12 protein-coding genes are annotated in these 15,603 nt (G+C 61.2%); 6 read left to right on the forward strand and 6 right to left on the reverse strand.

Annotated elements, in window-relative coordinates; translation table 11 throughout:
- Nucleotides 1-173 precede the first annotated feature (173 nt).
- Complete coding sequence (locus tag BUS42_RS01310; RefSeq protein WP_074304639.1) at nt 174-569, forward strand: HU family DNA-binding protein; 396 nt, start codon at nt 174-176, stop codon at nt 567-569.
- 1,040 nt (nt 570-1,609) lie between these two features.
- On the opposite strand, the gene clpX is transcribed toward BUS42_RS01310, so the two are convergent.
- From clpX to BUS42_RS01330, 3 genes are all read right to left on the reverse strand, one after another.
- Nucleotides 1,610-2,929: an ATP-dependent Clp protease ATP-binding subunit ClpX gene (gene clpX, locus BUS42_RS01320; RefSeq protein WP_074304641.1), complete on the reverse strand. Its 1,320-nt coding sequence runs from the start codon at nt 2,927-2,929 to the stop codon at nt 1,610-1,612.
- Between the two features lie 209 nt (nt 2,930-3,138).
- Nucleotides 3,139-3,630, reverse strand: coding sequence for a hypothetical protein (locus BUS42_RS01325; RefSeq protein WP_074304642.1), 492 nt, complete (start codon nt 3,628-3,630; stop codon nt 3,139-3,141).
- Nucleotides 3,631-3,729: 99 nt separating this feature from the next.
- The gene (locus BUS42_RS01330) at nt 3,730-4,020 is read right to left on the reverse strand and encodes a hypothetical protein (protein WP_074304643.1); all 291 of its coding nucleotides are present in this window, start codon (nt 4,018-4,020) and stop codon (nt 3,730-3,732) included.
- Between the two features lie 288 nt (nt 4,021-4,308).
- Between BUS42_RS01330 and BUS42_RS01335 the strand changes: the two genes are divergently transcribed.
- Nucleotides 4,309-4,770, forward strand: coding sequence for a hypothetical protein (locus BUS42_RS01335; RefSeq protein ID WP_254053232.1), 462 nt, complete (start codon nt 4,309-4,311; stop codon nt 4,768-4,770).
- A gap of 27 nt (nt 4,771-4,797) precedes the next feature.
- On the opposite strand, the gene BUS42_RS01340 is transcribed toward BUS42_RS01335, so the two are convergent.
- The gene (locus tag BUS42_RS01340) at nt 4,798-5,079 is read right to left on the reverse strand and encodes a hypothetical protein (RefSeq protein WP_254053233.1); all 282 of its coding nucleotides are present in this window, start codon (nt 5,077-5,079) and stop codon (nt 4,798-4,800) included.
- A gap of 506 nt (nt 5,080-5,585) precedes the next feature.
- Here BUS42_RS01340 and BUS42_RS01345 point away from each other — a divergent pair.
- The gene (locus tag BUS42_RS01345; RefSeq protein WP_074304646.1) at nt 5,586-8,129 is read left to right on the forward strand and encodes a CehA/McbA family metallohydrolase; all 2,544 of its coding nucleotides are present in this window, start codon (nt 5,586-5,588) and stop codon (nt 8,127-8,129) included.
- 306 nt (nt 8,130-8,435) lie between these two features.
- On the forward strand, nt 8,436-8,744 hold the full coding sequence (locus tag BUS42_RS01350) for a hypothetical protein (RefSeq protein WP_074304647.1): 309 nt from the start codon (nt 8,436-8,438) through the stop codon (nt 8,742-8,744).
- Between the two features lie 89 nt (nt 8,745-8,833).
- Here the strand turns inward: BUS42_RS01350 and BUS42_RS01355 are convergent, their stop codons facing one another.
- Both BUS42_RS01355 and BUS42_RS01360 read right to left on the reverse strand, forming a co-directional pair.
- Nucleotides 8,834-10,069 carry a polysaccharide pyruvyl transferase family protein gene (locus BUS42_RS01355; protein ID WP_074304648.1) on the reverse strand — a complete coding sequence of 412 codons (1,236 nt, stop codon included), beginning with the start codon at nt 10,067-10,069 and terminating at the stop codon, nt 8,834-8,836.
- Between the two features lie 238 nt (nt 10,070-10,307).
- Nucleotides 10,308-10,613, reverse strand: coding sequence for a hypothetical protein (locus BUS42_RS01360; protein WP_074304649.1), 306 nt, complete (start codon nt 10,611-10,613; stop codon nt 10,308-10,310).
- Between the two features lie 764 nt (nt 10,614-11,377).
- Here BUS42_RS01360 and BUS42_RS01365 point away from each other — a divergent pair.
- Nucleotides 11,378-12,916 carry a type II secretion system protein gene (locus tag BUS42_RS01365; RefSeq protein ID WP_074304650.1) on the forward strand — a complete coding sequence of 513 codons (1,539 nt, stop codon included), beginning with the start codon at nt 11,378-11,380 and terminating at the stop codon, nt 12,914-12,916.
- An 813-nt stretch (nt 12,917-13,729) separates the two neighbouring features.
- Nucleotides 13,730-15,250: a prepilin-type N-terminal cleavage/methylation domain-containing protein gene (locus BUS42_RS01375; protein WP_074304652.1), complete on the forward strand. Its 1,521-nt coding sequence runs from the start codon at nt 13,730-13,732 to the stop codon at nt 15,248-15,250.
- The last annotated feature ends 353 nt before the right edge of the window (nt 15,251-15,603 follow it).

The raw sequence follows: 15,603 nt of genomic DNA on the forward strand, positions 1-15,603 counted from the left end.
TTTTTGCGGGGTGCCGCGGTCCCGTGACCGTCGTTGTCCTTGCGTCAAACCAAGAGATACTGAATTAATGAATTGGATTCGCCTGCCGTTTGGTTTCTTGACATTACTCCAAGGCACCATTACTCTTGAGCCAAGCCAATCTCCAGATCCGGGCCCCATAGGGAATCCCCAACGTGACGAAGAAAGAAATCGTCAGAATGATTTCCGAGGAAATGGGGCTGACCCAACTCCAGACCAAGGACATCGTTCAGCGCACCCTCGATGAGATCACGCGCACGCTGGTCGCCGAGGGGCGAATCGAGCTGCGGAACTTCGGGGTGTTTGAGATCAAGCGGCATGCTCCTCGAAAGGCTCGCAACCCGAGGACCGGTGAGAAGGTCGACATCCCGGCCAAGAATGTGGTGACGTTCAAGCCGGGCAAGGAGATGGAGGAACAAGTCCGCAAGATCGACCTGAAAACGCTCCCGGAGCCCGCGGTTGAGCCCGAGCCCGAATCCGAATCCGGCAGCGGGGCGGAAGCGAGAGACGGGGAAGACGAGGCCGCGAAATCGTTCCCCAGGCTCGCCTGAAGAATTCATCCCCCCTCCCAAGTCTTTATCCCCCCGATATGCGATTCTCCTCCACGCCGAGGTCCACCCCCTTTGGCCGTGGAGGTCGTCTTACGTACGCAGGACCCACACTGAGGCATGAGGCGCCTTGGCCTGCTCATCGAGCCTGGTTTTGCCCGCAGACCGCCCAGGTCTGGAGAGGCGGCTGAAGGCGGTCGACTCCGCCTGCAGCGGTTCTCGCTCGCCAGTGAGGCGAGCGGGGAGCGTAAGCTCCCTGTCTTTGTGAAGACGTGGTCCAACGATTTGTTCGCTCGCACGCCACCCAAGGAATCCTCGGGCTCCTAGCGTGCTCTGAGATCCGAGTTCGATGGGTCCACGCCAGTCCCCATGATTTCCGTGCGTCATCCGACGGTAAACCGCCGTAATCGCGCACGCGCGGAACCAGTCAGCCTTGGTTGCTGTGAGGGTGTTGCCCACCTGTTGCGCCTCAGAGGAGAGCGGCGGCAACGCTCGCCAAGTCTCTTCTCAAAAGGCAATGGAAGGCCGAGTTCGTCCGACACGACCACGTCTCGTGGCTGCACCAAGCCCCGGTCCTCGAGCCAAGAGTTGCCGTCAAATTGGACTCATATGCCACGTCTTTTTTATTGGTTATCGATTTTTTGAACGGAATTGGTTATCATTGGGTCTTGTGCCGCACGACTTTACGACCATTGAAAAATCTAGGCATGGCCAAAAAAATGAACCCTAAACACTATCATACGCCAATCACCGCAAATCCGCCTCGCAAACGCTGCCCGATTTGCCACCAATCCGTCTACTCGCTCGCGGGTATCCACCCGCAGTGCGCGATGCTCCAAGCCGATCCGCCCCGGCCGCGAGCCAAGAAGCCGGACGCCACTGAGCCAGTTGCCATCGCGGTCGTTGAGACCGTTGTTGCCGACTGACTGAACGGCTCGATTGAGAGAGATTCGTCATGACGTGGGCGGCTCAGGCCGCCGCAAGGCGGCCTGAGCTGATCCTCTTGCTCGGAGGCCGCCTTTTGGGGGTTGGATTGATTGGCCTCAGGCGGCGGCGTGAGTGAACGGGCTCTCTTCCCCGCGAACCACGCGCTCATTGATGATGTAGGTATGCCCTTCGGGGTGCTCGGGCAACTCGAACATGATGTCGAGCATCATGCGCTCGAGGATTGACCGCAGGGCTCGTGCCCCCGTCCCTCGCGCTTTGGCCTGACGCGCGATCTCCCGTACGGCCTCGTCGGTGAACTCGAGCTTGGCCTTGTCGTGGTGGAAGAGGACCTGGTACTGCTTCAGGATCGCATCCTTCGGCTCGGTCAGGATCCGCGCGAGGTCCTCGACCGAGAGCTGGTTCAGGCTGCTGATCACCGGCAACCGGCCCACCAACTCGGGGATCATGCCGAATCGTTCGAGGTCTTCGGGCGTCACCTGGACCATCAGCTCGTTGCGCTCGAATTCCGCGTCCGGGCTGGCGGCGTGGCCGAAGCCGATCATCTTGCGTCCGAGCCGCTTGCCGATGATCTCTTCCAGGCCGCCGAACGTCCCACCGCAGATGAAGAGGATGTTCGAGGTGTCCACTTGCAAGTACTGCTGCTCGGGGTGCTTACGCCCGCCCTGGGGGGGGACGTTGGCGATCGTGCCTTCGAGCAGCTTCAAGAGCGCTTGCTGGACCCCTTCACCGGAGACGTCGCGAGTGATCGAGACGTTCTGTGAGGTTTTGCCGATCTTGTCGATTTCGTCGATATAAATAATTCCGCGCTCGGCCAGCGAGACGTCGAACTCCGCCTCACGGACAAGCTTCAAAATGAGGTTCTCGACATCCTCGCCGACATACCCGGCTTCGGTCAGGGTGGTGGCATCGCCAATCGCGAACGGGACTTTGAGCCGACGGGCCAGGGTTTGCGCCAGGGCCGTTTTGCCGCAGCCGGTCGGGCCGATCAGGAGGACGTTGCTCTTGGCGACCTCCACGTCCTTCAACGCGGGATCGTCGATCTGCCGGGTTGAGGCCAGCAGCCGCTTGTAATGATTGACGACGGCGACCGCCAGGGTCTTCTTGACCCGATCCTGGCCGATGATATACGTGTCGAGGTGGGCCACGAGCTCGCGGGGGGTGGGTAGCTCCCCGTCAAGGGCATGCTTTTGCTCGTGCTTGGAGAAGATCGAGTCGCAGGCCGTGACGCATTGACCGCAGACGTGCGACGGCATGCTCCGGATCCCGGTCGAGACCAGGGCATTCCCTTCAACCATGGGACCGACTTCGGTCGTCGCCCGGCCGCAGAAGTCGCAAAATGTCGGCGGAGCCCCTTCTTGTCCCTGTCCTCGACCGAATCCCTGTCCTTGGTCCTGGCCGCCATTCTCTTGCGTCATGGTTCCCTTCCAGCGAAGCCGCGAGGCCGGTCATGAAGTCCCCGCCCGTCGCAGAGGAATTCCGATTCTGTCTGCTACCAAGGATAAACCGGCGAGCCTGGAAATCCCAGACGTCCTCCTGAGGAAAAGACCGGAAGGCGCCCGGCCGTTCGCTTTGGGGACTGACGGCCGGCACGGCTTTGGCCCCTCCCTCTTTTCATTTTTCTTTCTCAGACTCGAGCCATCGCCTGCCGCCTCGCCTCGACGACGAGCCGCCGATCCGACGCCGCCAGGTCAGCCCAGCGCTGCTGACGCAGCTCCGAGAGCGACGTTCCGGCACTCGGTCGGCGGCCGTTCCGCTCGCCTTCCTCGCGGACGGCTCGCAAATTCTCGGCGACCTGCTCGGGCGAGAGCGCGGCCCGCGTCGAAGCGTCGGCCGCTTCGTCACGAGGCCCCCCCGCGCGTCGGCGATTGCGGCTCGGGACGGCCCCCGACGGTCTTCTCCCCACCTTGCCCGGCTCAAATCCGAGGGCGAGCGCCCGCTGATGGCGAATCTCCCTCGCGCGGCAGGTGGCGCATAGCATACCGGCTCGCCCGAATCGCTCGCCTCGATAACGCACATACTGCGGACCGTCGCTCCGTTTCGATCCTTCGGTCGTTCCGCAGCAGACGCAGGGGGCGGCAGTTGGGGTCACCGGGTTTGGGATGATCGCGGTCGGCATGAAACAGTCCCTCCGAGGCTGGTGGCTTTACTTCAACGGTCGGTTGTGCGTGCGAGGTGTCAGACGTTTGGATGCTCCCATTCCGTTCGGAAGTCAGCTTCATGACGCCGAGAACAACCTCCCCGTGACGAGGCGGCGGGTCCCCATTCTCCAGTGGATGCCCCCCTCCGAGTCGGCCGCGACGCCGCGTCCGTCACGGAAGGTCAGGCGGTGCCCGGGCGTGAACTCGTGGAGCGCCCGGAAGAGGTCGCGTTGCGCGACCAGATGACCGTGGCGGGCCGCCACGGCACTGGCGGAATCCCGATCCGGGGCCAGGGCCCGCACCTGCTCCAGCGTGTTGTGATGGGCGGCGAACATCGCACGGAGAATCATCGCTTCAAGACTCGGCATGACGCGCTCTCCTCTTGTTCCCGACACTTCAACCGCTCCCTGATCCGGAGCAGATCCATGGGACGCATGAAGCCCGAGACGACTCCGCTCGATTTGAAGGAATTGTTGCAATTGTTTCTGAAGGTATCCTAGTCGCGATTCGGGCGGTGTCAAGCGGTTTATTTAACGGAATTGTGGGAATGATTGCAGGGGCCGGGCGGGCTCTGGACCTCGCGTGGCGGAATTGCAACAATAGCGTCAATGGCGAAAGATCATGGTCTCAAAATTTACTTTCGAACGACGCCGAAGTTGCGGGGGTTTTATAACCGCCTGACGGGGGCGCTTCGCGCCACGGACGCGCTCTCGTCGAAGAAGGGATATACGTCCAACGACGCGATCATCAACGCGCTCCTGCTTTGGGCCGCGGATCGAGACCCCGATGACCTGGCGGAGGATCTTGGTCCTCATCTCACGCATTTCGAGGACGTTTGGGACGAGGTTTTAGCCTCCCAGACGACGTCTGAGCCGCCCGGGACCGAGCCTGAGTCGGAGGCCGAACCCAGGCTCGGCGCCTCGTCTGGGGCGAGTGAGGATCAGCCATGGGTGACCGGAGGCATTCGCCAACGAACCGATGGCGACAATGCCCAGATCACCCGTAAGAATCGTCAGTCACGCGAGGGCACGAGCCGCAAGCCGAACCAGGTCCAGGGCAACTCGGAGCCGGTGAAGGGGAAAGGTAAAGGGGGCGGCAAGGGGAAGGCGTCCCCTTGACGGTGGGTTTGTCGCTCGAATCGTGGGTTACTCCAGCCCGACCGCCATGACAAACGGGCCGATCGCGAACGCCTCCAGCTTTTTGGTCTCGTGCTCGGCCGCCCATCGGACCCAGCGGTTGCGCGTTCCCCAGATCAACTCGATGACGACGATCTCGTCGGTCAATCGATTCCGCTTCACCACCTCGACCCGGAACCAGAGCGGGATGCGGCACCGGACTCGAACCTTGTCGAGCGGAGCAGGCGCAGGGGAAGGCGAGGAAGCAGGGGGCGGTGGCGGTGGAGGTGGGGTGAGCGTGACGATCATCATGGGCTCCGACGCCGACGCATGGACAGGATCGAATCTCTAAAATCGGTCTCCGCTCGCTTGAGCGCTGATGTTGATCTCTGAGGCATCCCTGGCCTCCTGAAACCTCCCCTCCCTCTGACCCTGAATCCGATCGCCGCGGGCCGAGACTCCCTTTCGCGAGCTTCATTCGGCCTCCCCCTTTCCTGGGCTCTGACATGCCACCTCAGATCGGCTTAATTGAGGAGAATAGTGTTAGTGCGTACACTGACTATGAGGGATTTCATGCGACTTGTCAATTGAGCTGTTTGGGAAAATTCGCTGGGGCTCTCAGGCCTCGGATTACAAGATATTGAAAAGTGCTTGATTGTTGGGGTAATGCGAAGTTTCACGAAGATTTCACTGTCAACCCACGGGGGTTTTCGAGTAAGACTCGACCTGCAAAAGTGACGTTGCTGGTCTGATCCCCGCCCCATCTTGGGGCGGAGATCGGGGGCGACGAGGACGATCTTGGCTGGGAGGAACCGCGGATGACTGCCGTGCTGTGTCGAAGACTGCTTGCGCCTCTTTTCCTGGCGACCCTCGCCCTACCGGCGCGGGGGGCGGATCTGATCGCCCTTTCGCCACAGACCATCGAGCGGTTTCTTCCCCAGGGCAAGGAGGTCGATGGGATCTACGGCGACTTCGTGCTGGCCAACGACCAGCTCGTTGCAGTGGTCGCGCACCCCAAGCGAGGCCGGAACGCCAACATGGGCGTTCGCGAAGTCGGGGGCGCGCTCATCGACCTGACGCGCCGCGAGCGCCAGAGCGATCAGCTCTCGGCCTTTTATCCGGGGGCGCAACTTCGCGACCTCAGGTTCGCCGGGATCGAGGTGGAAGCCCCGACAATGTACGAGGCGGCCGAGCTCGATCGGGTCTTCGTCCAGGCGCGTCGCGTCACGCTCAAACTGGTCGCGACGCCCAAGGAGAAGGAACCCGACGTCGAGGTTGCCTACACTCTCGAGGACGGCTGGCCCTCCGTGTTGGTGACCACCACCTTCTCGAACCGGGGGACCAAGCCGATCGATGTCGACTTGCTCGACGCGATCCGCGCCGATCACTCGTTCGAGTCGAGCCCCGAGGCCCCGACCCCCTTGTTTTGGGCGTACGACAAGCATTTCGGCCAGGCCTACGGGGTCGTCGCCGAGGGCCGTGAAGTGCTCGCCGCCAATGCCAGACGCCTGCTTCTGCGCTATCGCGACGACGACGGTAAGGCGGCCGTCCGGATCGCCCCGGGCGCGAGCTACCGGTTCGCCCGTCGGCTCATCCCGGGTGCAAACCTGTTCGACGTCCGCCGGGTCGCCGACGGCCTGGCCGGCAAGAAGGATCGTCCCGTTCGCCTCACGGTGAAAGACGAAGGCGGTCGCCCCGTGTCCGAGGCCGATGTCGTGCTCGCGCTGAGCGGGAAGCCGTACGCCTGGGGCCGGACCGACGACGCGGGACAGGTGCGGCTCACCGCAAGTGACGCGGCGGGCGAATTGACGGTCTCGGCGCTCGGGCACGACGCAAAAAAGGTCACGCTCCCTCCGGATGCCCCGGAGTCGCTCACGGTCGAGTTGCCCGTGGCCGCGACGGTCGTGGCCCGGATTACCGACGCTGACGGTCAACCGACTCCTTGCAAGGTTCAGTTCATCGGCCGCGACGGCACGAAGAGTCCTGACTTCGGCCCGGACAGCGGCGAGCACGCGGTCAAGAACGCGTACTACAGCCACGACGGCCGCTTCCGCCGTGACCTCGAGCCCGGTTCGTATGACGTGATCGTCAGTTATGGACCCGAGCACGACGCCGTTTTCACCAAGTTGGATCTGAAACGCGGTCAGGAGTCACTCCTCGAGGCGAAACTGGTCCGTTCCGTGAAGACCGACGGCTGGATCAGCGCCGATTTTCACAGCCATTCCAGCCCCTCCGGCGACAACACGGCCAGCCAGCTCGGCCGCGTGCTCAACCTCCTCTGCGAACAAATCGATTTCGCCCCTTGCACCGAGCACAATCGGCTCTCGACCTATGACCCCCACCTCAAGCACCTTGGCGCTGAGCGGCGGATGGCCACGTGCGTCGGGATGGAGCTGACCAACGTTCCGCTCCCTTTGAACCATCAAAATGCCTTCCCGCTGGTGCTTCGGCCCCACACCCAGGACAACGGTGCACCGACGACCGACAATGACCCCGAAATCCAGATCGAGCGGCTGGCTCTCTGGGACGGCGCCAGCGACAAGCTCGTGCAGGTCAACCACCCCGACATCGGCTGGATGTTCCACGACCGTAACGGCGACGGGACGCCCGACACCGGCTTCGCGGGCATGCGTGGGAAAATGGATGTCGTCGAGGTCCACCCGCTCCATACGATCTTCGCCAAGCCGACGACCCAGGCCCGCGGGCTGACCCACAACAATACGGTCGTCAACTGGCTCCAACTGCTGAACCAAGGTCTCCGCATTCCGGGTGTGGTCAACACCGACGCGCACTACAACTTTCACGGGTCGGGCTTCCTGAGAAACTACTTGCGGAGCCCGACCGACGACCCGGCCGAGATCCAGACGCTCGACATCGTCCATACCGCCGAGCGTGGTAACATGGTCATGACGAGCGGCCCGTTCCTCGAGGTCGAACTTCGCGCGGAGGGAAGCTCGGGGGCGGCCGCGATCCCCGGCAACGACCTCTCCGCCCCCGGCGGCGCGGCGCTGCTGAAGGTCCGGGTCCAGTGCCCGAACTGGTTTGACGTCGACCGCGTTCAGGTCTTTCTCAATGGCCAGCCGGCCGAAACGTTGAACTTCACGCGGGAGTCGGCACCCGCTCGATTCTCCGACGGTGTCCTGAAATTCGATCAGGAGATCCCGCTCCGGCTCGAACGCGACACCCACGTCGTCGTCGTTGCCATCGGCGAGCGATCGGCGCTGGGACCGGTCATGGGGCCGGACCACGCCAAGGACAAGCCCGTGGCGGTCTCGAACCCGATCTACGTGGACGTCGACGGCGGCGATTTCAAGCCCAATGGCGATCTCCTGGGCGGCTTGCCCGTCAAGGGCGGTCGCTGAGCGCCGATGTTCCCCTCATGACATGACCGGCCAGGCCGATTCCGTTCGGCCTGGCTTGGTCTTGGTGGTTACGGCTCTTTCCGAGAGTGTCGCCACGTGACCGAGGGCTCTTGCCGTCCGCGACGCTCTGGGTCGTCTTCCCCGGCGGGTGGGGCCGCGGAGCGGCCAAGACGGCATTCCCACGCAGAGCATGGAAACGAGTTTCTCCCGCGAATTTCGGCCTCCGGGGTAGACAGACGGCTCGGTTACCTTGTGACAGACTCCTCTTTCTTTATGTTTTTTTTCAGCGAAAGGACGCAAGAAACCATGGCGACTGGAAACGATCGGCGCAACTTTTTGAACGCGTTGGGAGCCGGGGCCTCGGGCGTCCTTCTCGCGTCCGCCGCGGGAGCAACGAACGCGGCCGACGAACTTGGGAACGGCAAAGTCTTCAAGGGAACCTCGAAGCAAGGCGACATCAAGGAAGCGCTCGACACCGCGATCCAGGCTGCGATGGCCTCCGCCCGCGGCAACGACCGGCAGGTCAGGTGGACATTCAAGAGCCTGTCAGGAGTCAACGGCGGCATCATCGGAGCGCACGAAGTCACAGTCACCATTGAGGCGGTGATTGTTTAAGCGGCCAGTGCCTTCCTGAATTCAAGGTGATCGGAGCTACCCCCCTGAAACGGCATGCGTTTCCAGGGGGGGCTGACTCCAGACTCGGCTCATACGGCCGCGGCGACAGCGTCGGTCATGGCCCGGCCGCGCTTGGCGATGAACGCGCGGGCCTTGGCGATCTTGGCCTTGGTTTCCTCGGGTTCGCGAACGAGTGCCAGCAGGCGATTCGAGATCTCTTCACCCTGGGCGGCCTCAACCTCGAAGAGCCAGTCGCCCAGACCGACGTCGCGCCACATTTGCCCCTTGCGCGTATCCGTGGGCTGGCGGACGTGGATGGCTGGGGTGCCGTTGGCGATGGCGATGATGGGCGAGTGCATTTCGCAACTGACGACGGCGGCGGCCCGCGCGTAGGTCGAGGCGGCCTCGTCCGTCAGCCAGTAGTCCGGGCGGACGACGACCTGCGGCTTCACATCCTCGGGAAGCCGATCGAAGAGCAGGGGGCGGAGCAACTCGACCTGGTACGTCATCTCCGGACAGAGCAGGGCCTTGTTTCCCGTGGTCCGCACCCAGCCGACGATGGCGGCCCGGAGCTTGGCGTGGTCCGACTCGGCGTGCGCTTCGTTCACCGCTTCTCGCTTCGCGACCTCCTCGGGCTTCACGCTCTTGCGGATCTTCCAGTAGGGCGTATAACGCAGGCGCGGGACGAAGCAGGCGAACTTCCCTGGCTCCAGGGCGTGCTCACGGAGAAACGCGTCGGCCTTCGAGTCGTCGCGGAGGTCGAGGAAAAAGGTCGCGTCCGGCCCGAATTCCCGGTGCGGGCAGGGGGACTTGCTCGCCTCGAGGGCGTGCAGCGAGTCGGTGTCGCGGCAGAAGACGGCTTTCGCGTCGCCGAGCAGGTCGCGCCTGTCCTTGATCTCGGCATCATTGAGCGTGATCCCGCCAATGACGTACGGCTTGCCCGTCTTCCGCCACTTGGCGATGTCGGCCGCGGCGACGAAACCAGGCCCCGACCCGTGCAAGCAGACGTCGCACTCCTCGAGCGCGGCGTTCTTCTCCTCCACCGTCTTGGCGATCCGGAGCCTGGGAAACCGCGCCCGGAGCATCGCCTCTACACCGTTGTCGATCGACGACGGCCAGAGCGTGACCTCTGGCTCGGGTGACTGGGTTTCCAGCAGGGTGAGCATCCCCGGCGTATGGGCGATGTCGCCGATGTTAATCGTCTGCCACGAGGAGCGAAGCAGGATCCGTCGTGGTGCTTTTTTCCCAGGCGCCGCGCCGGCGATGGAAACCGCGGCCGCGCCCACGGTGGCGAGGAAATGACGACGTGAGAGTCGATGACTCATGCGCGTTTGATCCTCTTGAATGAAACGAGGTCCGTTGCGGGGGCGTGCTTCTTCCGCTCCCATTGAGCGCCGGGCAACGCAGTGCGGAGGACCGACCGTTCGAGAGGTTGCAAGCGCACTTTGGACCCAACGGCCGCACCCGGACGCGACGACCCATCCTGTCACACCCGCCAAGCGCTGTAAACAAACCGCCCGAATCCGGCTTGCGTCGTGCTTCGGTGTTCCAAATTTGTTCCAGTCAAGGCAGGTCAGGAGGGTGGTGCCGTTCCTCGAAACCGGCGATCCGCCGGATGTCGGCGAAGATCGCCATGATCGCCAGGTTGCGCGCCGAGCAGACGTCGGGATCGATCTCGGCCTCCTTGCCAAACTCGTCGCGAGTCGTTGCGCCGATCTTGGGGACGGTGACACGGAGCAGCGTTGCATAAACCTTCAGTCGCTCCGTCTGCGCGTCGTAAACGTCCGGGATCTCCTCCTCGAGCGCAGCGTCGTCGTCCTCGACGAACACGTCGTCGGCATTGGCATCGAGAGCGGGGTCGGTCGTCATCCGCTGAGTCTCCACGGGCCGGGGCTGAGGGGCGAACGGTCAAAAATCGTGATGCGGATCGGCCGGGCCGTACGGGGTCGGCCGACGGATTGCGGAGCGAACCAAGGTGCGTGGCGGCAGGGTTTCAGGAGGGAATCGGCGTCGATTCCCCCAAGCTTCAAATAGCCCAAGTCTCGGTGCCATAGGGTCTTGCCGTGCCCCGTCAGCCGTCCGAGAAGCTCGGGGCAAGGTCGTCGCAAGGCTCCGTTACCCGCAATTCCGGCGACCGCCGGGCAGGGCGTTCCCGATTTCAGGGTGACGGACCGTCACAAATCCCCGGACTCGCCCGTAGAACTATTCAGGCAATCTCTTTTCCTGCGCTGGCGTAGTACGGTATACTGGCGCAAGCACGCAGATTAACCCCAATGAGCACAATGGCTTTCGTCGGACGGTGAGACTTGCAGCGGCACGGGTCAAAGCCTGTGAACCAAGGCTCACGCGGACGGATTCGGGAACGTCAAATTCGGTGGGTGCGGAGCATCTCGCACCCGAGTCGCGACGTTCACGAGAACCTTGACCTTCAAGCAAGATCATCCTGTCGTCGTTCTCCATGCCGGGATCTGATACCATCAGCCTTTCGCCCGAGAAGCCGCCGCCCATCAACTTCATAAGGCGGAGGATCCGGTCGAAAGCGCGTCCCGGCCGGTGATTGAAGTGCATCAAGCCAGACGAGACGATTTGTTCAGCGAATCCGGCTACCCCTCTAGTCGATTGAGGACCGAACCATGAGACGTCGCGGGTTTACGCTCATCGAACTCCTGATCGTCATGGTGATCATCGGGATCCTCATCGCCTTCATCCTCAAGGCCGCCATGGGAGGCGTCCGCCGCGCCGAGGAGAAGGCGACCATCGCCTTGATCGCCAAGCTTGAGCAGGCGTTCACCGACCGAGTGGATGCGCTGACAACCTATCGGGCGGATCCGACTCCGTTTCACTACGCGTTGGCATCACTGTATAACGGTACGTCGCTGAATCCAGACGGCTCTCTGAAGCCGATTCAGAGCGTCCAGCGTGCCCAGGCCATTGCCCAGTTCGACTACGTCCGGGCGCAACTTCCGGATGTGTTCGTAGTCCAAAACGCGAATCCTTCGACGACCGCAGCGGGGGATTACCCATTCAATTTCGCTGGAGCAACCGCCACCGTTCCTATTGGAGCCGACAACGCGGGCAACGGAACGGTCACTGGAGTCTACGGCGCTGCCTTTGAAATCGCTGGCGGGTTATATAAGCAACTTGGCTATCATCCCAAGGGCTACGACGGCAACGACAACAACGGCGATGGCAGTGTAGACGACGCATTGGAAGGGATCGGGAGTCTGCCGGCCGCTGAGCAGGCAGTCGTGTTGCAACGACTCGCTAAGCACACGCACAAGACCGCTCGTTCGGAGATGCTCTACGCGATCCTTGTCGAAGGCGGTGGGGTGTACGGTAGCTCATTCGACAAGGACGACTTCACAAGTAAAGAGGTCCAGGATACGGACGGCGACGGGCTAATGGAGTTCGTGGACGCGTGGGGCGAACCGCTTCAATTCTACCGCTGGCCGATCTTGTACCGCTCGGATTCGCAGAAGGGCTACCCCGACACGGCGAAGTTGACACTCGACGCGGCCGCCGGTCTCAAGCCTGGTCCCTACTCCAGCGCCTACGAGTCACGCGAACAAAACCCCATCGATCCGAACCAGACCTTAGTGGCACCAGCGTGGTGGGGAAGCAGCTTCAATACCGCCGTCCCGGCTGTCGTTGGAGTCAACGCTGGTTCGCTCAGTGGTCAAGCAATCACGTTTATGAATAATTTTGGGCCATGCCTCGTCGATCCAACCGCGTTGAACGCCGGAGCACCGTCTAGCGCCACGTTCTGGGATCGCTCGACCGTTGCGAGCCCGACTGCCACCGGGCCAATTTATCCCCGCCGTGCGTTCTACAGTCGTTTTCTGATCCTCTCCGGGGGGCCAGACAAGATGCCAGGCGTCGCCCAACTTGGAGTTAACTACGCCGGCATCGACGATCGGAGCACGATCGAGATTCCGGGTGGCACCACCGGCACAAGAGATACAAGTGGTGCTGCTGTATCTCCAGGCGCGGTCATCAACCTGCTCATCGAAAGCCAAGGCGGTAAGGTCGATCTGAACCGGGCTGACCAGTTTGGCAAGCTGTCAACGTTTGGCACGAATGGCCGCAACGATACCAACTCCCAACTCGAGTACTACAGCCAAGACGACATCACAAGCCAGAACCTTCAGGGCACTGGCGGCCCGCTTCAGTAATTGCCTTGGCTTCGGGTAAGCAAGTCCTGTCTCTCTCTGGTGCTTGATTTTCCCCCTCTGCTCCCTTTTCCGGGGAGCAGAGGGGGCTTTTGCAATTGCCGATTCTCGAGACCAGGACTTTCTCACAAAGCCTGGCCTGTGACGTGGTGATGAAACGCCGCTTGACCTGCTGAACGATCCAACTCGTCCAGCCCGGTTCCACCTGGTGATTGACCGGATGCCGTCAAGCCTCTCGCGATGCCCTGGCTTTGCCGACCGAGCAGACCGGCTTAAGGTGTGGAACACGTCGCCAATTCCCACCGCCTTCGTGAAGCCGAATCACTGGGATTTCCTCCACGGTCATTCGCCGTCCCACAGGCGAACGACCGGTCGGTTGGCTGCGCCTCACGAACCGCCGGTTCAGAGCGTCGATGATCTCGCCGGCAGTTGTGTCGTTGGCCGAGCGTAATCCGTCGTCAATGTCCATCGCGGCCCTCGTGCGCGAGCGACTCGGCTCCGGGCAGTCCCGGCTCCGCCGAACGCTGGTCGATTCCTTAGCCTGTTGAGAAAAATCAACGAGCGGCTAATTATTTGCTTGGCGCTTGAGTCGAGCATACGTTTTGTGAATTATCATAACGATGGACTTCGGTTCGAAGAACATCTTGTGATTGGCCATTGATTGCCTAGGTTGAGAGGGCCAATGCTCGATTTGCTTTTATTGCAAGGTCCTCGATATAAGTCATTGATTGATGGCATGATTGACTGGATAGATGTCAGTAATGGGAGCTACGGAGAGCCAGCGTCTCATCGAACTCAACTCGAGAGGACTGGGTCATGGTGCAACGCGGATTCACGCTGATTGAATTATTGGTAGTGATAGTAATTATTGGAATTCTTATTGCCTTTATCATTCGTGCGGCGATGGGTGGTGTCCGTCGTGCCGAGGAGAAGGCGACCATCGCCTTGATCGCCAAGCTCGAAACCGCGATGACGGACCGGGTGGACGCACTGACGAACTATCGGGCTGAACCGACGCCGGCCCACTACACGATGGCCGCTCTTCATCATCGTGGTGCGAAGCGCATCGAGAGCATTGAACGTGCTCAAGTCATTGCTCAATTCGACTACCTCCGGTCTGTGCTTCCCGATGTTTTTTTCGTCCAACCCAAGGCTGTGGTCACCCCGGGGTTCTATCCGGTGAACTTCGCGGCTGCGGTGTTTGGCGTGGCGGGCAATGCGACGGATTATATGCTGCCGCTTGGGGCTAACGCAGGCGGAGTCCCTGTTAGAGGAATGTATGGCGCCGCGTTCGAAGTGTCCGCCGGCATTTATAAGCAACTTGGCTACTGTTCGAAGGGGTATGATGGTAACGACAATAACAGCGACGGTTACATCGATGACTTTTTCGAGGGAGTGATGGATTTATCCGAGGCCGAAGTAGTCGTGATCAAAGAGCGACTTGCGAGGCACAAGCACAAGACCGCCCGAAGTGAGATGCTCTACGCGATCCTCGTCGAGGGGGTCGGCGTATCTGGAGGCGTATTTGACCGCGATGATTTCACGAGCAAGGAGGTCCAGGATACCGATGGGGACGGTCTACTTGAGTTCGTCGATGCTTGGGGCGAACCGCTTCAGTTCTATCGCTGGCCGATCCTGTTCCGATCGGATTCGCAGAAAGGGTTTCCAGATCTCGCAAAGCTAAGAGCCGACGTCGCCGAAGGCCGAACTCCTGGTCCGTACTCTAGCGTTTATGAATCGCGCGAGCAGAACCCGCTGGATCCCAACCAAACCTTGTTGGCTCCCGCGTGGTGGGGAAGCGATTTCAATAACGCGGTTCCGGGCGAATATGGCACAGCCAGCGGCAAGATAAGTGGGGCAGCGAGGTTTTTTATGGCTCATTTTATTACGCTTGTTGATCCAATGGCGACATCGGGAACGATTGCCTCTAATGCTACCTTTTGGGACCGCTCAACCGGAACCGATACCGGTTACTACGTCCGACGGGCCTATTACAGCCGGTTTCTCATCCTCTCGGGTGGTCCAGACAAGATTCCCGGCGTGGCGCAACTCGGCGTCAACTACAGGGCCATCGACGATCGAAGTGTTTTTCCTCTCGCCAGTGGTGCCGTAGAGTCGTTGCGGGATTCAAGTGGGTCACCCATGTCTTATTCGAATGTGGCAAACTTGCTGGTCGAAAACCAAGCAGGTCGAGTGGACCCGGATCGCGTTGGTTCGATTCAAAGCGTCCGATTTGGCGGCAAACTGCGAAACGATACAAACACGATGCTAGAATACGTTGGACTGGACGATATCACGAGTCAGATGTTTCAGTCCGTTGGCGGTCCCTTGCAGTAACACTTTTGACATCACGTAGGCAATTAAAACAATCTTGGTGTCCTACCTTTCCTCCGACTCCCTTCCCCTTAGAGCAGCGATTCACTCCGCATCCGCACGTCGATGATGCTTGCCAGTGTTGGCATGTCTTCATTCGGATTAGCAGTAAGAGCGACTCGGCAACCTGAGGCTGGATTCTCGCGATATTAATCTTCAAGGTTGGTTTCACGGTCAGCTGGTCAGAGTTGTAGACCACCTCGGCATGAGGTGGAGACCAACTGAGGATTCGATCGGTTGCCACAGGATCCTCCTCGGCCGATTTCTGACAATACGAGCCGTCCCTCACATATTGCCCGATGCAGGGCATGGTCAGG

The organism is Singulisphaera sp. GP187 (assembly GCF_900129635.1).
Classification (GTDB): Bacteria; Planctomycetota; Planctomycetia; order Isosphaerales; family Isosphaeraceae; genus Singulisphaera.

Coding starts and splice junctions, on each gene's coding strand:
- BUS42_RS01340 (WP_254053233.1), bottom strand. CDS start 5,079: ATGATGATCGTCACGCTCACCCCACCTCCACCGCCACCGCCCCCTGCT.
- BUS42_RS01325 (WP_074304642.1), bottom strand. CDS start 3,630: ATGCCGACCGCGATCATCCCAAACCCGGTGACCCCAACTGCCGCCCCC.
- BUS42_RS01350 (WP_074304647.1), top strand. CDS start 8,436: ATGGCGACTGGAAACGATCGGCGCAACTTTTTGAACGCGTTGGGAGCC.
- BUS42_RS01330 (WP_074304643.1), bottom strand. CDS start 4,020: ATGCCGAGTCTTGAAGCGATGATTCTCCGTGCGATGTTCGCCGCCCAT.
- BUS42_RS01365 (WP_074304650.1), top strand. CDS start 11,378: ATGAGACGTCGCGGGTTTACGCTCATCGAACTCCTGATCGTCATGGTG.
- BUS42_RS01345 (WP_074304646.1), top strand. CDS start 5,586: ATGACTGCCGTGCTGTGTCGAAGACTGCTTGCGCCTCTTTTCCTGGCG.
- BUS42_RS01375 (WP_074304652.1), top strand. CDS start 13,730: ATGGTGCAACGCGGATTCACGCTGATTGAATTATTGGTAGTGATAGTA.
- BUS42_RS01355 (WP_074304648.1), bottom strand. CDS start 10,069: ATGAGTCATCGACTCTCACGTCGTCATTTCCTCGCCACCGTGGGCGCG.
- clpX (WP_074304641.1), bottom strand. CDS start 2,929: ATGACGCAAGAGAATGGCGGCCAGGACCAAGGACAGGGATTCGGTCGA.
- BUS42_RS01360 (WP_074304649.1), bottom strand. CDS start 10,613: ATGACGACCGACCCCGCTCTCGATGCCAATGCCGACGACGTGTTCGTC.